The 16,408-nt window shown below is 39.9% G+C and carries 9 protein-coding genes; 8 read left to right on the top strand and 1 reads right to left on the bottom strand.

The features are described from left to right. Nucleotides 1-5: 5 nt before the first annotated feature. The 6 genes from HYG79_RS10520 (at nt 6) to HYG79_RS10495 (ending at nt 5,967) form a co-directional block, all read left to right on the top strand. Entirely contained in the window at nt 6-977 is a 972-nt protein-coding gene (locus HYG79_RS10520) for a Rossmann-fold NAD(P)-binding domain-containing protein (RefSeq protein WP_179242050.1), read from the top strand. Continuing rightward, nucleotides 974-1,792, top strand: coding sequence for an acetylglutamate kinase (argB, locus tag HYG79_RS10515; protein WP_179242049.1), 819 nt, complete (start codon nt 974-976; stop codon nt 1,790-1,792). Before HYG79_RS10520 ends, argB begins: the two co-directional genes overlap by 4 nt. A gap of 1 nt (nt 1,793) precedes the next feature. Continuing rightward, a complete protein-coding gene (locus HYG79_RS10510; RefSeq protein ID WP_179242048.1) occupies nt 1,794-2,864 on the top strand; it encodes a M20 family metallo-hydrolase in 1,071 nt (356 codons plus the stop codon). 75 nt (nt 2,865-2,939) lie between these two features. Then, nucleotides 2,940-4,220: an argininosuccinate lyase gene (gene argH, locus HYG79_RS10505; protein WP_179242047.1), complete on the top strand. Its 1,281-nt coding sequence runs from the start codon at nt 2,940-2,942 to the stop codon at nt 4,218-4,220. A gap of 80 nt (nt 4,221-4,300) precedes the next feature. Then, nucleotides 4,301-4,831, top strand: a complete 531-nt coding sequence (locus tag HYG79_RS10500) for a hypothetical protein (RefSeq protein WP_179242046.1) — start codon at nt 4,301-4,303, stop codon at nt 4,829-4,831. Nucleotides 4,832-4,914: 83 nt separating this feature from the next. Then, nucleotides 4,915-5,967 carry a hypothetical protein gene (locus HYG79_RS10495; protein WP_179242045.1) on the top strand — a complete coding sequence of 351 codons (1,053 nt, stop codon included), beginning with the start codon at nt 4,915-4,917 and terminating at the stop codon, nt 5,965-5,967. 289 nt (nt 5,968-6,256) lie between these two features. Here HYG79_RS10495 and HYG79_RS10490 read toward each other — a convergent pair whose 3' ends face one another. Further along, nucleotides 6,257-6,463, bottom strand: coding sequence for a hypothetical protein (locus tag HYG79_RS10490; RefSeq protein WP_179242044.1), 207 nt, complete (start codon nt 6,461-6,463; stop codon nt 6,257-6,259). A gap of 434 nt (nt 6,464-6,897) precedes the next feature. Between HYG79_RS10490 and HYG79_RS10485 the strand changes: the two genes are divergently transcribed. Together HYG79_RS10485 and HYG79_RS10480 are read left to right on the top strand one after the other, a co-directional pair. Beyond that, nucleotides 6,898-8,499 carry an AraC family transcriptional regulator gene (locus HYG79_RS10485; RefSeq protein WP_179242043.1) on the top strand — a complete coding sequence of 534 codons (1,602 nt, stop codon included), beginning with the start codon at nt 6,898-6,900 and terminating at the stop codon, nt 8,497-8,499. Between the two features lie 235 nt (nt 8,500-8,734). Then, on the top strand, nt 8,735-16,405 hold the full coding sequence (locus HYG79_RS10480) for a BspA family leucine-rich repeat surface protein (RefSeq protein ID WP_179242042.1): 7,671 nt from the start codon (nt 8,735-8,737) through the stop codon (nt 16,403-16,405). Nucleotides 16,406-16,408 lie beyond the last annotated feature (3 nt).

Here is a 16,408-nt window from a genome sequence, read left to right as displayed (position 1 = left end):
AAACCATGAAACACTATTTATCCATAAAAGACATTGACTCCCTTTCCGATTGGGTGTCGGAAGCAAGAACGTTAAAAGCGAATCCAATGGCTCATAAAAACTTGGGTGAAGGAAAAACGATTTGTTTACTATTTTTCAATAACAGTCTACGAACACGTCTCAGCACCCAGAAAGCTGCCTTGAATTTAGGCATGGACGTTATGGTAATGAATTTCGGTAGTGAAGGTTGGCAGTTAGAATTTGAAGATGGGGCCGTCATGAACCAAGGGAAATCGGAACACATCAAAGAAGCAGCAAAAGTGGTTTCGCAGTTTTGTGATATCGTTGCCATTCGTGCTTTTGCGTCTTTGACCGATAAAGAAAAAGACGAGGCAGAAATCGTTTTGAATGGGTTTAAAAACTATGCTTCTATTCCCGTCGTGAATATGGAAAGTTCTGTTGCCCATCCGCTGCAAGCACTGGCAGATGCCATTACCATTGATGAACAGCATACCAAACCAAGACCAAAAGTCGTACTTTCTTGGGCACCACACCCCAAGGCCTTGCCGCATGCCGTTGCCAATTCTTTTGTGGAAATGATGCAGTTGCAAAATGCGGATTTTGTTATAACGCATCCCAAAGGCTATGAATTGAATCCTGAAATTACTAAGGATACCGTGATTGAATATGACCAAGAAAAGGCAATGGAAAATGCAGATTTCGTTTATGTGAAAAACTGGAGTAGCTATTCGGATTACGGAAAAGTTATAAGTCAAGATTTAGATTGGATGATGACCTTGGAAAAATTGGGAAATGCAAAGTTCATGCACTGTCTGCCCGTTCGAAGAAATGTGGTAGTCGAAGACGCAGTTCTAGATGGAGAGCAATCTTTGGTTATCGAGCAAGCGAATAATCGAACGTATGCAGCACAGGTAGTTTTGAAAAAGATACTGAGCTCCCTAACCCCCAAAAGGGGAATTAAAAATGATGCCTTATGAAAAAATCACGTGATAAACACCTCCCCTTGGGGGAGGCCGGGAGGGGCTTATCCATAATAAAAATCGGTGGAAACGTCATCGAAAATAAACAGGAACTCACCAAGTTCTTAAGCCTTTTTGTAAAGCTTGACGGGAACAAAATTTTAGTCCATGGTGGCGGAAAATTGGCTACCCAACTCGCAACCAGACTCGGTATCGAGTCAAAAATGGTCGAAGGACGACGAATAACCGATGCGGAAACGCTGAAAATAATCACCATGGTATATGCCGGATTGACCAACAAAAATATTGTAGCCCAATTACAAACTAATAACTGTAATGCGATTGGATTAAGCGGAGCCGATGGAGATACCATTCAAGCACATAAACGGCCAGTAAAAGAAATCGATTATGGATTTGCGGGCGATGTTGATGGCGTGAATAGTCAAACGATTTCAAAACTGTTGGAAGCAGATTTCATTCCAGTCTTCTGTGCCATGACCCATGATGGAAATGGTCAACTTTTAAATACAAATGCGGACACTATTGCAGCCGAGGTAGCCATTCATATGAGTAGCCTATACGAAACAACACTTTATTATTGCTTTGAAAAAAAGGGTGTCTTAAAGGACATCAATGACGAAAATTCCGTTATCAGGCAAATTGATAATAGGAAATACACGATACTTCTAAACGACGGGGTAATCGCAGATGGCATGATTCCGAAAATCGATAATTGCTTTTATGCTGTTGAAAGAGGCGTAGAAAAGGTATGTATCGGCCATCATTCCATGTTGGATTCAAAAAACGAACTTTTTACCACTATCACCTTATAAAATGATGCAGGAAAAATTGACAGAGAAAGCCTTGGATTTATTGAAACAATTGATTTCAATACAATCCTTTTCATCCGAAGAAGATAAAACCGCCGATGCCATTCAAGAATGGTTCAAAGAATTTGATATTTCTTTTGAACGGATTCATAACAACGTTTTTGCAAAGAACAAATTCTGGGATGACAGCAAACCGACTCTGCTATTAAACTCCCACCACGACACGGTAAAACCGAATAAGGCCTATACCAAAGACCCGTTTCATCCACATATCGAAGATGGTAAATTATACGGATTGGGCAGCAATGATGCGGGCGGATGTTTGGTTTCCCTACTAGCTACGTTCTCTCATTTTTTCGAGCAGGAAAACCTCAACCACAATATTTTGATGGTCGCTTCCGTGGAAGAAGAAAGTGCTGGTGAGAATAGTTTAAGAGGATTGCTTCCCCACCTTCCCGAAATCGATGTGGCGATAGTTGGTGAACCCACCTTAATGGATCTGGCCATTGCTGAAAAGGGACTGATTGTCTTTGACGCAGTAGTCAAAGGAACTCCGTCCCATGCGGCACATCCAAACAATGATAACTCCATTTATAATACGATCGAAGTATTGGAGTGGTTCAAGAATTATAAATTTGAAAAGACATCCGAAGCGCTTGGAGATGTAAAAATGACCGTGACCCAAATCAATGCGGGCAGTCAACACAATGTGGTCCCCGCACAAGTGGAACTGGTGATCGATGTTCGTGTAAACGATGCGTATACCAATCAGGAAATTGCGGATTTATTAAAGGCCGAAGCACCCTGTGAGTTACAAGAACGTGGGTTGAAATTGAACTCCTCCAAAATAGATAAAAATCACGCTTTAGTACAATCAGGAATCGCTTTGGGACGACAAACCTACGGCTCACCTACCCTTTCCGACCAAGCCGCATTGACCTGTCAATCGCTAAAATTGGGTCCCGGAGATAGTACGCGTTCCCACTCCGCAGATGAGTATATTTACGTGCATGAAATCGAGGAAGGCATTGATTTGTATATTAAAATATTGGAAGGATTCTTAAAAAAGACATGAGATGTAGAACGTAAGATTTTAGATTTCTACCAATCAGTCTTACGTCTTACTATCTATAATCTAACATCTAAATAAATGAAACTTTGGGACAAAGGCTTTAGTACCGATAAAAAAATAGACCATTTCACCGTAGGTAATGACCGTGAACTTGATTTACACCTGGCAAAATATGATGTGATCGCATCCAAAGCCCATGCCAAAATGTTGGGCAAAATTGGGTTATTGTCGAAAAAAGAGACAAATGACCTAGTTACGGAATTAGATAAAATCGCCACAAAAATCGAAGAGGGTTCTTTTACAATTGAAGATAATTTTGAAGATATGCACTCCAAAATAGAATTTCAATTGACCGTGGCCCTGGGCGATACAGGTAAAAAAATCCATACGGCGCGCTCTCGAAACGACCAAGTTTTGGTCGCCATGCATTTGTATTTAAAAGATGAGCTCTCCGAGATTAAAACTCAGACCAAAACCCTTTTTGATTTATTATTGAACTTGGCGGATAAGCATAAAAGAGTCTTATTACCAGGCTATACCCATTTACAAATCGCAATGCCATCTTCTTTCGGATTATGGTTTTCAGCTTATGCTGAAAGTTTGATCGATGACTTGTATTTCATTGAAGCCGCTTACAGAATCGCGGACCAAAACCCATTGGGCAGTGCGGCGGGTTATGGAAGTTCCTTCCCCATCGACAGAAGGTTCACTACTCAAGATATGGGTTTCGAGACTATGAAATACAACGTGGTTGCCGCGCAAATGAGTCGAGGCAAAGTCGAAAAAGCTACGGCTTTCGGAATGGCCAATATCGCCGCTACAATATCAAAAATGGCCATGGATATCTGTTTGTATATGAGCCAGAATTTCGATTTCATATCCTTTCCCGATGAATTGACTACAGGTTCCAGTATCATGCCGCATAAGAAAAACCCCGATGTTTTTGAATTGGTCAGGGGCAAATGCAACAAACTGCAATCCATTCCCAATCAATTGACTTTGGTGATCAATAACCTTCCCAGTGGCTATCATCGTGATTTGCAATTGGTCAAGGAAATCATCGTGCCTGCGATTCAAGATATGAAAGCTTGTTTGGAGATTTTGACCTTTAGTCTAAAAGAAATCCGTGTCAACGAAAACATCATTGAAGACCCCAAATATGACTATTTATTCAGTGTGGACACTCTGAACGAACTCGTTCAGAACGGTATGCCTTTTCGTGATGCCTACAAACAAATGGGGCAGGAAATTCAGGCAGGCAACTTCACCCCCAAACGAAAAATCAAACACACCCATGAAGGTAGTTTGGACAATTTGTGTTTGAAAGAGATTCGAGAGAAGATGAGCAAGCTATCTTAAAAAATTTCACGGGAAACCGGGAGTATTCGTATTTTAGATATGCTGATTTTTACAACGTCAACTCAAATACATATAAAATCATGAAAAAACTATCGATATTTCTTATTATTTCAATGTTGTTTCAATCATGTTCTTTTGACACGGCCGAAAACTATTTTGACCGAACAACCCTTAACACCAATAAGTTCAGGGATTTTGGCAATAGAAAATTCAAGAACATGATTGCTCAGAGAAATGGCGGAATGCTTTACACGATTAACAATGAAAACTTAATTAAAACTGAAAGTTTGCAAGAAAACGTTACTGGCTATTTGCTTGTAGACATTGAAAAGGATATCAAAAAAATTGAGGCACTTAAGATCACTGACGATACAAAAGCTCTCATCGAGGCATCCCTAAAGGAGTTTAATTTTGTGAAAAACAAATATGAGACCGATTATTTAGAGATAGCAAAAATGATAGATGAAGGAGTGGATACCGATAAAATCAATGAAACACTACTACGTTTTGACGAAAAAAATATCCCAGAATTAGATGCACTTCACCAAGAATTGATGGACATCGCCATGTCCTATGCTAAAAAAAATGGTATCAAGGCACAAACATATTAGGCAACAAAGCCAATCTAGGCTAGTGGGAAATAGAATAACTTGCACTCATCTGCGTTAGTTTAAGAAAATGCAAAAAAAATCCAATGACGCTGAAGAGCCTTCTTTTTAAAATTTTAATAGTTCTTGGCGTTCTGTTACTACTCTTTATTTTAGCCCTGTATTTTACACTTAAAACTAAAAAAAAAGATATTTCGAAACAGTTTCCTTATGCAGAAATTGTAAATACCACCGTAAAAACAAAACACCTTTGTTACATTGTCAAAAATTATGATGACCCGATCAAAGAAGCATCGTACCTAATTAAACTTAAAAATGAATTCCCTACTGAGCTTGGTACGCCTTATAAAATCCCTACAGGCACTAGCCTAAGAATTACCCAAGCAAAAGCTTTTACAAACGGTGTTAGCGGTTTTACCACTAATTATGTTTTTGGTGATATTTATGTGGAAGCATTGGAGAAAACCGTCCCTTTTCAATATGAATGGAACGCGCAAAAACCCTTTGAAATAAAAGATTACGATAATTATCTGGTTTATCCGCTGACCCCTTGGCAAAAGCAACCCATCCCTTACAAAATTTTGATTGAAAACAATACCAAAAGTGATTACACTTGGCCCTTGACCACCACAAATGAGGCTTTTAACGAATTGTTGTCCGGAATTTGGAACACCACGATATATATGGGAAATAGTGATTTTGAGAATACGACTTTTGAAAAAGAAAGGTACGAAGCAGGCATGAAATATTATGCGGAGCCCTCTTATCAGATTCTTCCGGAAGAGTATTCGCTTTTACAGTTAGAAAAAGTGTATACGGATATACATCAGAACACATTCGACTATGTTGTTGGCAATGACCATAGGTTAAACCTTTCGCAAAACTTTGTTTCTATTATCCTCACAATCCAGATTAAAGAAAACACTATCGAAAGCGTATTGATAAATTATGATGATAATGGAAAATATATTGACCATTTAATGATTGCATCGGCCCACCGCTCTAAAGGAGCTTTACAAGTCTGTACATTTAACGGCCCAAACATAGCAATTGAAAAAAAGTCTGGCAGCAACACAAATGCAATTGATCGTGTTAATTATGTCATCAATAACGATGGCGTAATAGTAATCAATAAATAGTATATAAATCGTTGATTACAAATTAGAAATTATATAATCAATAAAATTTAAGATATTAAACCTTAGATGGTTGTCTTCAAAATTAGTCGTGTTCGTATTTTCTACCATGGCAGCTGCACTGTAACATGTTCCCGAAACCATAAGCATCCAAACCATACTTGGTTTTTTCGGTTTGTAGAAGATACATCAAGTCGGCTGCATCTTTACGTTTAGGCAAAAAGTGTTGCACCAATCGTTTACTTTCTTCAAACGTTGATGTTAGCTTCCAAATTTTTGTTGCACTTAACTTTTAACTAAAATCTCCCGATCGCCGTTCTTCCAAGTCAACATCCGTTAATACCAAGTTATCGGACTCTACCTGAATTTCCCATTCATTTTGGTAGTCATAGGCAAAATAGGCAAAGGCACAAGAGAAGGATAAAAACCCTACAATTGGCAATGCCGCTATGAGACCTACAAGCCATTTTTTGTTTGAAATCCCAATTTTTCGAGGCATGAGGCTGATAAAAAAACTTGTAAGGATACAAATGAATAGAACACCAAACAAAATCAAGGGAATAAAATTGCTGAGACGATTTTCCCCAACATCGGCGTAATAGAACAATAGTAGGTCAAAGCGGCAAAATACAGGGTGGAAAACAGTAATAGCACACTTAATTTTTTCATATAATAAAGTTACAAAATCGGAATGTTCGCTTTAATGGCTATATTCAGAGTATTTTGACTAAAAGTAAGTGTTTACAGGTACACTTAAAGTATTTGGACCACAAAACGGACCGATTCTTTACTTTTTTCGAAAAAACAGCCATAAATTCCCTGAAAACAGTGATAATTTAAAATGTGGTTTGTACAATATTTGCTACTTGATGCTTTTAAGTTTGCAGTATTTTGTCTTTTGTCTATTTTAGTTATGCACTAAACATTCCCCTTATGAAGTATTGCATTGTTTTTGTTCTATTGGTCTTCGCCAATTTTAAGTCAACTTCACAAGAACTTGAAAAGTCAATACCCAAAACAGATTCCGTTGCAGAAAAACAAGCAACATACTATGTACAAAAATTAACAAACGTATATCATAACGGGGAATATGACGAACACAAAGCCTATAGTGATTCTTTATATGCGCTAGCAAAAGAAAACGGACTGGTCAAATTTCAAATATTGGGAAGGGTAAATCAAGCGGTATATTATAAAAACCGTGGCAAACAAGACAAATCCTTGACCTTATATAGAGAAGCACTTGAACTTACCAAGGCCATTCCAGAAGATTACAGAACAAAAATTATCATTCTGGTAAACTTGGGAAACATCTATGTAGATATTGAGGCACACCCCAAGGCCATACAAACCCTGGAAAATGTATTGGAGCTTTTGGAAAAACATGAGAAAAACCCAAAAATAGAGGCGGCAGCCCTTAACGGACTTTCCAATAGTTATGATGGGCTTGGTAATATGGACAAGGCTTTAGAATATTTGATGCGCTCTAAAGAATTAGGCGAGGAAATTAAGAACGAACGCATAATCGCTACCGCACTAAACAATATCAGCGAAATCAAATACTACCAAAAAAATTATCAAGAAGCCGTAAGTACCGGTAACAAAGCCCTGGAACTAGAATATACAAGGGAAAATATTTCCGAAAAGGCATCCGCATTACTCCATATAGGAGCCGCTAACATAAAGTTGAACAATATTGCCCTAGCAGTTGCCCAATTGGAAGAAGCTAATGCAATCGCCATTGATAAAAAACTTCCGGAAATAGAGCTGTTCTGCCAAAAATTTCTCGGCGAAGCATACCTATTACAGAATGAGGTAGAAAAAGCATCGGAAGCGGAAAGAACATATCTTTCGCTAAAAAACAATACATTAAAAGTAAAAGATAGAGCGGTAAGGCTAGACCTTGAAAAGGACCTGACCGATAAAAACAATATCATATCCCGTTTAAAAAACAACAACAATACATGGATCGTTAGGTCGCTCGTTTTAACGGCCATACTTTTTGTAACGTGTTTACTTTTCTATTTGTACCAAAGAAGAATCCGTAGGACGCAAGAGAAAATTCAACATCAATTTATCGGCTTGGGCAAAAACAATGTGCTTGAAAATAACAACACTAAGAAAAGTGAGTACCGATCATTAAATCCCGAAACCACTTCTTCCTATAAAAATTCATCTCTGACCAAAGATCTTCTTGAGGAATATAAAGAGTGTTTGATACAATTTACCAAAGCGAACAAACCATACCTGAACAGTGAACTTTCACAATCCGAGCTTGCTTCGCAATTAGGAATGAGCAGCTATCATTTATCTGAAGTGCTAAATTCCGGATTTGACCAAAACTTCTATAACTTTATTAATTCGTACAAAGTGCTTGAAGCACAAAAATTAATGCGATCTAAAAGTCATAAAGATTCCAAACTTTTAGCTATCGCTTTTGATTCCGGTTTTAAAAGCAAGACTTCTTTCAACAGAATTTTTAAGAACCACACGGGCAAGACCCCTTCAGAATATAGGAAAAATCTTACTCAATAATCTTATTTTAGGGGATATCACCTAAAAAAAGGCTCCACTCCTTCGGTTGGTACGTTTCACACAATTTGCGAATGGTTTAGACCGTTAACGTCTAGCATCATTGCATACCCTTATTTGTATATCACGGGATTCAGTGTTGCCGATAACATGTTCTAGAACGATTTTTACCTCTGGAATTTGGCTTTATCGACACTTAAAATAACACATCTCTTGGGAGATATCAACCAAAACGATTATGCTTAAAAAGTTATTTTTATCGCTTGCATTTTTGTGTACCGTTATCAACTATGGTCAGGATTTTACGGCTATTTGGAATACCGTTAATGTTGAAACAGGCTCATCTGCAACAAATCAGGTAACCATCCCTACAAACCCGGCCTTTACAACATACAACTACGATGTCGACTGGGGTGACGGAACCTCGGACACAGGAGTCACCGGTAATATCACACATACCTACCTGTCCGGTCCTGGTACGTATACCATCTCAATAAGTGGGGATTTTCCTGCTATCTATTTCAATGATGAGGAAGCCAATGATAAATTAAAAATCGAGGAAATTCTACAATGGGGCACCATTCAGTGGCAAACCATGGAAAATGCATTCTACGGTTGTACAAATCTGAATTTTGATGCCATAGATTCACCAGACCTGTCCAATGTGACAACACTGGAAAGTATGTTCAGAGGCTGTACATCGTTTAATGGTATCGTGAATAATTGGGACGTTAATAGTATCGAAAACATGTCAGGACTTTTTGCGGATGCGGTTATTTTCAACAGACCACTCGATTCATGGACAACCAACGCCGTTACCAATATGTCAGAAACCTTTTTAGGTGCTAGGCTTTTCAATGAGCCGTTAGACAATTGGAGAGTTGATAATGTTGTCGATATGAGCGGCATGTTCAGTAGCGCAGGTAGCTTTAATCAAAATATAAGTAATTGGAATACGCTGAACGTGCAAAATATGAGTAGCACGTTTCGATACACTAGCAACTTTAATCAACCACTGAACAACTGGCGTGTAGATAATGTAACTGATATGTCAAATATGTTCGAGGGCAGCGCATACAATTTACCCTTGGACAATTGGAGTGTTGCCAATGTGACCAATATGTCCGGCATGTTCTCCCAATACAGTCGATTCAATCAAAACATTAACAATTGGACGGTTAACGCCGTAACCGATATGTCCCAAATGTTCCATAGGGCCACAAGTTTTAATCAACCACTTAATGATTGGGATGTAAGCAATGTCATCAACATGAACGGTATGTTCGATGGTTTTTTTGTGGCAATGATATTTAATCAACCGCTTAATGATTGGGATGTAAGTAAAGTAGAAGATATGGGCAATATGTTTAGAGATTGTCCGGCCTTTGACCAACCTCTAAATCTTTGGGTCGTTGATGAAGTCGCCAACATGAGCGGTATGTTCGAAAAGGCTACAGTGTTCAATCAAGATATTACGGGTTGGAATGTAGACAAGGTAGAAAACATGAGCAACATGTTCAGAGACGCCCAAGCATTCAATCAACCTATAAATACTTGGACACCCACTGCAATAACCAATATGTCCGGCATGTTCAGCGGTGCCAGACAATTTAATCAGCCGCTAGATAGTTGGGATGTAAGCCAAGTTGCAAACTTCAGCAACATATTTCAAAACGCTACGCTATTTAATCAGGATATCAGTAATTGGATAACTGATTCGGCCACGAACATGGCGGGCATGTTCCAAAATGCCACTGCCTTTAACCTTGATTTAGGCTCTTGGAACATAAGCGGTGTGACGAGTATGGCCAATATGCTTTCCAATTCGGGTTTATCACAGTCAAACTACGACAATACCCTAATCGGCTGGGCTGGGCAAACGGTTAGAGACAATGTTAATCTAGGCGCAACAAGTCTTAACTATTGCGATGCACTGGATGAAAGGCAGGACCTTATAGACGACTCTAGCTGGAACATTACCGGTGATATTGTGAATTGTTCGTTTGTACTCTGTACCAATTTAATATCACCCATTGATGGAGATACGAATGTACCTGCAAGTGCTAACTTAACGTGGGCACAGACTCCCGGTGCCACGGGCTATTATGTTACAGTAGTAATTACACGAGGAGGTTCAACGTCTACCCCGTTTAATGATATACAAGTCGCTGGCGGAAGTACGACAGGTTTAGACCTAGAAGACGGTGTCGGTAATGATCTATTACAATCCGGTGATGAAGTATCTGTAACAGTTGTGCCCTATAATGATACTGATGGCCGTGCAACGGGATGTACTGCGGAAACATTTACCGTAGTCCCATCATGGGTCAATAGTCCCGATGCATTCAAATTTACAATAGACACAAGAAATTTGGATAGAAACTCATCAGGAATAAACCAACTTAGATTAGAACATAATACGAATTATAGAAATGACTATAATTATTCTGTAGACTGGGGAGACGACCAATTTGACAATAATGTAACCAATGAAATCACCCATACTTATCCTTCTCCAGGTATATATACAGTATCTATAATTGGAGACTATCCTGCTCATTATTATGGTTCATCCGGTCGCGACAACTTAAAGCTTTTATCCGTAGATCAGTGGGGTACCTACGTATGGAAGAGTATGAGAAATACCTTTTATTTCTGCGAAAACATGGTATATAATGCAGCGGATGTTCCAGACTTGTCTCAAGTAACGACTATGCAAAGTATGTTTCGCCGCACCTACAATTCCAATGGAAACATTAACAATTGGGACGTTAGTAATGTTGAAAATATGAGCAATATGTTCTATCAGGCATCAATCTACAATCAACCTATGGATTCATGGAACGTATCTAATGTAACTTCTATGGCACAGATGTTCAATTCCGCTTCAGCTTTTAACCAACCCATCGGAACGTGGAATGTCGGTAACGTTGAAAACATGTATAGTATGTTCTATGCCGCTACTTCATTTGACCAACCCCTAAATGCATGGGACGTACTAAATGTGACCGATATGAGCTATATGTTCAATGCGGCATCTTCCTTTAATCAACCTTTGAATGATTGGGATGTGGACAATGTAACCAACATGACCAATATGTTCTCATCTGCCAGTTCTTTTGACCAGCCACTAGACCAGTGGGACGTGGATGAGGTAATCAATATGAGTAGCATGTTCAACTCGGCAGCAGCATTTAATCAAAACTTAAACGATTGGGATGTAGACAAAGTAACTAGTATGGCATCTATGTTCTCAGGTGCGTCTTCGTATAATCAACCAATGGACCAATGGAACGTTACGACGGTCACAAACATGTCCAGTATGTTTCAGTCTGCCACTGTATTTAATCAAAATATCAATGGTTGGGAGGTGACCAATGTGCTTAACATGTTTAGAATGTTCAGAAGGGCTTTGGCCTATAACCAACCTATGCACCTTTGGGATGTAAACTCTGTGGTAAATATGTCTTCTATGTTCGATAGTGCTGAAACTTTTAATCAACCTTTAGACAGCTGGGATGTAAGTGCAGTAGCCAATATGTCATCTATGTTCAGTGGTGCGCTTGTATTTGACCAGCCACTTGATTCTTGGGAGGTGTCATCAGTAACACTTATGCCATTTATGTTTGATGGAGCAGCCATATTTAATAGAGATATAAATACTTGGAACGTTGCCTCTGTAACAAATATGGCAGGTATGTTCAGAGAAGCACTTGTATTTGACCAGCCTCTTCAGAGCTGGAATACCGGTGAAGCGCTTAATATGGAAGAAATGTTTAGAGGTGCTACCGCATTCAATCGACCCATCGACTCTTGGAACACGTCTTTTGTGACAACTATGAAAAGTATGTTTGAAGACGCTACAACTTTTAACCAGTCTCTTAATTCTTGGAACGTAGCCTCTGTAACCACTATGGAAGATATGTTTGATGGAGCGACGGCATTTAACGGAGAAATAGGGGCTTGGAATGTTAGAGCGGTTACGACCATGAGAGAAATGTTTAAAGATGCTGTAAGTTTTAATCAAGATATCAATAACTGGCGAGTAGCAAATGTTACTAACATGGATCGTATGTTCAATGAGGCCATAGCTTATAATCAGCCTATGGACTTATGGAATTTGGGAGATGTGACTATGGCCGCAGCTTTTTTTAACGCCACTTCTTTAAACCAATATTTCGGGGATTGGGATGTAAGCGGTGTATCGAACATGAATGCCATGCTCGGTAACACTGCCTTGACGAGAGAAAACTATGACAATACCTTGATTGCCTGGTCAGAACAAACCTTGACCAATGGTATTACATTGGGGGCTACTGGTTTGCCCTATTGCGATGCAGAAGAAGAAAGACAATCAATGATCGATAATTTTGGTTGGACTTTTGATGGGGATATAAGAGATTGTCCCATTCCAGAATGTACTATATTGACATCACCCTTGAATGGCGATACCGATATACCGGTAAATACCAACATTACCTGGGAACCAGCTTTGTATGCAAGAGGGTATCGTTTGACGGTAGGAACCAGTCCCGGTGGAAATGACATAGTGGATAACGAAACTATCAATAATGAAACTTCATATGAATTTACATCTGATTTCGACACAGGTGACATAGTTTATGTGACATTGATTCCCTTCAATGACGAAGGCGATGCAGTAGGGCCATGTACCGAGGAGAGTTTTACGATTTCAAGTAATCCGGCCACAATACCAAATTGCACCAATTTATTGTCTCCCACCAACGATGACGACGATGTTGCGGTTACTACGGATTTAAGTTGGGACCCGATTTCAAATGCTGACGGATATAGAATAACCGTAGGAACGACCGCAGGAGGAAACGAGCTTGTAGATGACGAAGATGTGGGTAATAATACCACCTATGAATTTGGTGTAGACCTCCCTGAAGACACAGCTATTTTTGTAACAATTATTCCCTATAATGATGAAGGGGATGCTACAGGATGTAGAGAGGAAAGCTTTACTACCGAACTTATTCCAGTTCCTCCTGTTTGTTCTGGTTTGATAAGCCCGGCAAATAACGAAACCGATGTGCCTATAGATACCAATTTGAGCTGGACGGCCGTGCCTAACGCTACTGGGTATTTAGTTGTAGTGGGTACGACGTCAGGTGGTATAGAAGTGGCCAATAATATTGATGTAGGCCCTAATACAACTTATGACATTACCAATGACCTTCAAGAAGATAGGTTACACTACGTGACTATTATACCTTATAATGACGAAGGGGACGCTACAGGGTGTGTAGAAGAGACTTTTACTACTGGAAATTCGACTAGTCCCCCATCCTGTGTTTTATTGGCTACACCTGCCGATAATGCAACGGCCGTCCCTTTGGATACCAATTTAAGTTGGAACGGTTCTAGTTCGGCAGATGGTTATCGTTTAACCGTAGGTACCACAAGCGGCGGTACGGAAATATTTACGGGGGATATAGGCGATATAACCACTTATGATTTAACCGATGATCTTCCCGAAGGCACTATGATATTTGTAAATATCACGGCTTACAACGTAAACGGTGATTCTACAGGATGTACCGAACAAACCTTCATGACCGACGGCCCACCAGAATGTACCACATTGGTATCGCCTATAAACGGAGCTACGGATGTTCCGGTCAATACGACAATAGAATGGGCTCCCAGTACCAATGCCGACGGTTATAGGTTAACCGTTTCAGGTAGCAGTGTGGCAGCGAACAACCTAACCGACGTTGATGTAACAACAGCCACAGACTATACCTTTCCCGATGATTTTAATAGGGGAGAAACGATTACGGTAACTATTACGCCTTATAACGACATGGGTGATGCAACAGCCTGTACTTCGGAAAGTTTTACCACAATACCACCTCCACTGCCCTTATGTACCGCATTGGCGACTCCTGCAGATGGATCTGTAGATGTAGCCGTGGATACAAATATCGAATGGGTTCCAAGTGCTAATGCAACAGGTTACAGGCTAAGCGTACTGGCAAGTAGCAGCACTGCAAATAATCTTACCAACCTTGACATTACAAGTGGGAATAGCTATGATTTTTCCAATAATTTTGAACAGGGCGAAACCGTACAAGTAACCATAGTGCCCTATAACGCAGTGGGCGAAGCTATAGGATGTATCTCAGAGCGTTTTACCATAAAACCGGTACCAACTTGTACCAGCTTGACATTACCGACGAACGCCAGTACCAATATAGCCTTGGACACCGATTTGGCATGGACACCCATTCCCGACGCAACCGGTTATAGAATAACGGTTTTGGGCAGTGACAGTTCGGCCAACAACGTATCAAACCTTGATATCACTACTGGAAACACTTACGATTTCCCTACCGATTTTAGACAAGGTGAAACTGTATCGGTAACTATAGTACCTTACAATGAAGTGGGAGACGCAATAGGTTGTAATACCGAAAGCTTTACCATTGAATCCGTGCCTGACTGTACAAGCTTAACCTTGCCACTAAATGGTTCTACCGATATCGCTGTGGACAGTGATATTGAATGGACTCAGATTACTGGCGCAAATGGCTACAGGTTGACCGTAACGGCCAGTAACAGCACGGTCAATACTATGACCGATGTAGATGTCACTATAGGAACTTCTTACAATTTTTCAAATGATTTTGAACAAGGTGAGACCGTAACGGTTAGCATAGTACCTTACAACGATGCAGGAAATGCTTTTGGATGTAGCTCAGAAAGTTTCACTATAAAAGCGGTTCCTTCCTGTACCAACTTGATAGCACCTTTGAACGGAGACGTGATTGCGACTACAAATAGTATTAGTTGGAATGGTATAACCGATGCCGATGGCTATAAAATCACCGTATCCGCAAGTAATACGACATTGAATAACATAACCGATTTTGATACTACCAATACCTCATACAACTTCCCCAGTAATTTTGATGAAGGCGAAGTTGTTACCGTAACCATAACCCCATATAACGAAGTTGGTGATGCTATTGGATGTACTTCGGAAAGTTTTACGATTAGACCTTTACCTACATGCACAACCTTATTGGCCCCGTTGAATAACGCGACCCAAATAAATGTAGCTACCGACATTTCATGGAATGCCTCATCACACGCAGATGGGTATAGATTATCGGTAGGTACCACACCTAACGGAACCGATATCGTAGACAACGAAGATGTTGCATCCTTAACGAATTACGTATTTGCTGAGAGCTTACCTTCGGAAACGATGATTTATGTAACCGTAATACCTTACAACACTTCCGGAGATGCGGTTGGATGTACTTTTGAAAGTTTTGAGACAGAAATCATCGCACCGGAATGCACTATTTTGTCAAACCCCGTAAATGGGGAAACCGAGGTAGCACTAGATACGAGCATAAGCTGGGAAGAAGTTGAAAAGACCGATGGTTATCGCCTATCGATAGGAACAACCCCCTTAGGAACAGATATTCTTGACAATAGGGACATGGGGCTTGAGACCAGCTACATACATGGTGGGGAATTTCCTTTTGACACATTGATCTATGTTACGGTGACCCCATATAACAGCGTCGGTGATGCACAGCAGTGCGTTGAACAATCGTTTACAACAATAATCCCCGAAGACGAAACCAAATACGGTTTTTCTCCCGATGGCGATGGCATCAATGAATATTGGCATATAGAAAATATTCAATACTACCCTGAAAATGTTGTTACTATCTATAACAGATGGGGCGATGCGGTTTTCAGTATTGAAAATTATGATAACGATTCACAAGTCTTTCAAGGAGATGCCAATCTCAAAACCAAAATGGGTGCAGGTAGGCTACCGGAAGGGACATACTTTTTTAACATTCAAATCGAAGGCGAGACCATTCTTAGGAAAACAGAAGGGTTTTTGGTAATAAAGCGTTAATAC

It is taken from the genome of Costertonia aggregata (genome assembly GCF_013402795.1).
GTDB lineage: Bacteria > Bacteroidota > Bacteroidia > Flavobacteriales > Flavobacteriaceae > Costertonia > Costertonia aggregata.
This window is presented reverse-complemented; position numbering and strand designations above follow the sequence as displayed.

Coding starts and splice junctions, on each gene's coding strand:
- HYG79_RS10520 (WP_179242050.1), top strand. CDS start 6: ATGAAACACTATTTATCCATAAAAGACATTGACTCCCTTTCCGATTGG.
- argB (WP_179242049.1), top strand. CDS start 974: ATGAAAAAATCACGTGATAAACACCTCCCCTTGGGGGAGGCCGGGAGG.
- HYG79_RS10510 (WP_179242048.1), top strand. CDS start 1,794: ATGATGCAGGAAAAATTGACAGAGAAAGCCTTGGATTTATTGAAACAA.
- argH (WP_179242047.1), top strand. CDS start 2,940: ATGAAACTTTGGGACAAAGGCTTTAGTACCGATAAAAAAATAGACCAT.
- HYG79_RS10500 (WP_179242046.1), top strand. CDS start 4,301: ATGAAAAAACTATCGATATTTCTTATTATTTCAATGTTGTTTCAATCA.
- HYG79_RS10495 (WP_179242045.1), top strand. CDS start 4,915: ATGACGCTGAAGAGCCTTCTTTTTAAAATTTTAATAGTTCTTGGCGTT.
- HYG79_RS10490 (WP_179242044.1), bottom strand. CDS start 6,463: ATGCCTCGAAAAATTGGGATTTCAAACAAAAAATGGCTTGTAGGTCTC.
- HYG79_RS10485 (WP_179242043.1), top strand. CDS start 6,898: ATGAAGTATTGCATTGTTTTTGTTCTATTGGTCTTCGCCAATTTTAAG.
- HYG79_RS10480 (WP_179242042.1), top strand. CDS start 8,735: ATGCTTAAAAAGTTATTTTTATCGCTTGCATTTTTGTGTACCGTTATC.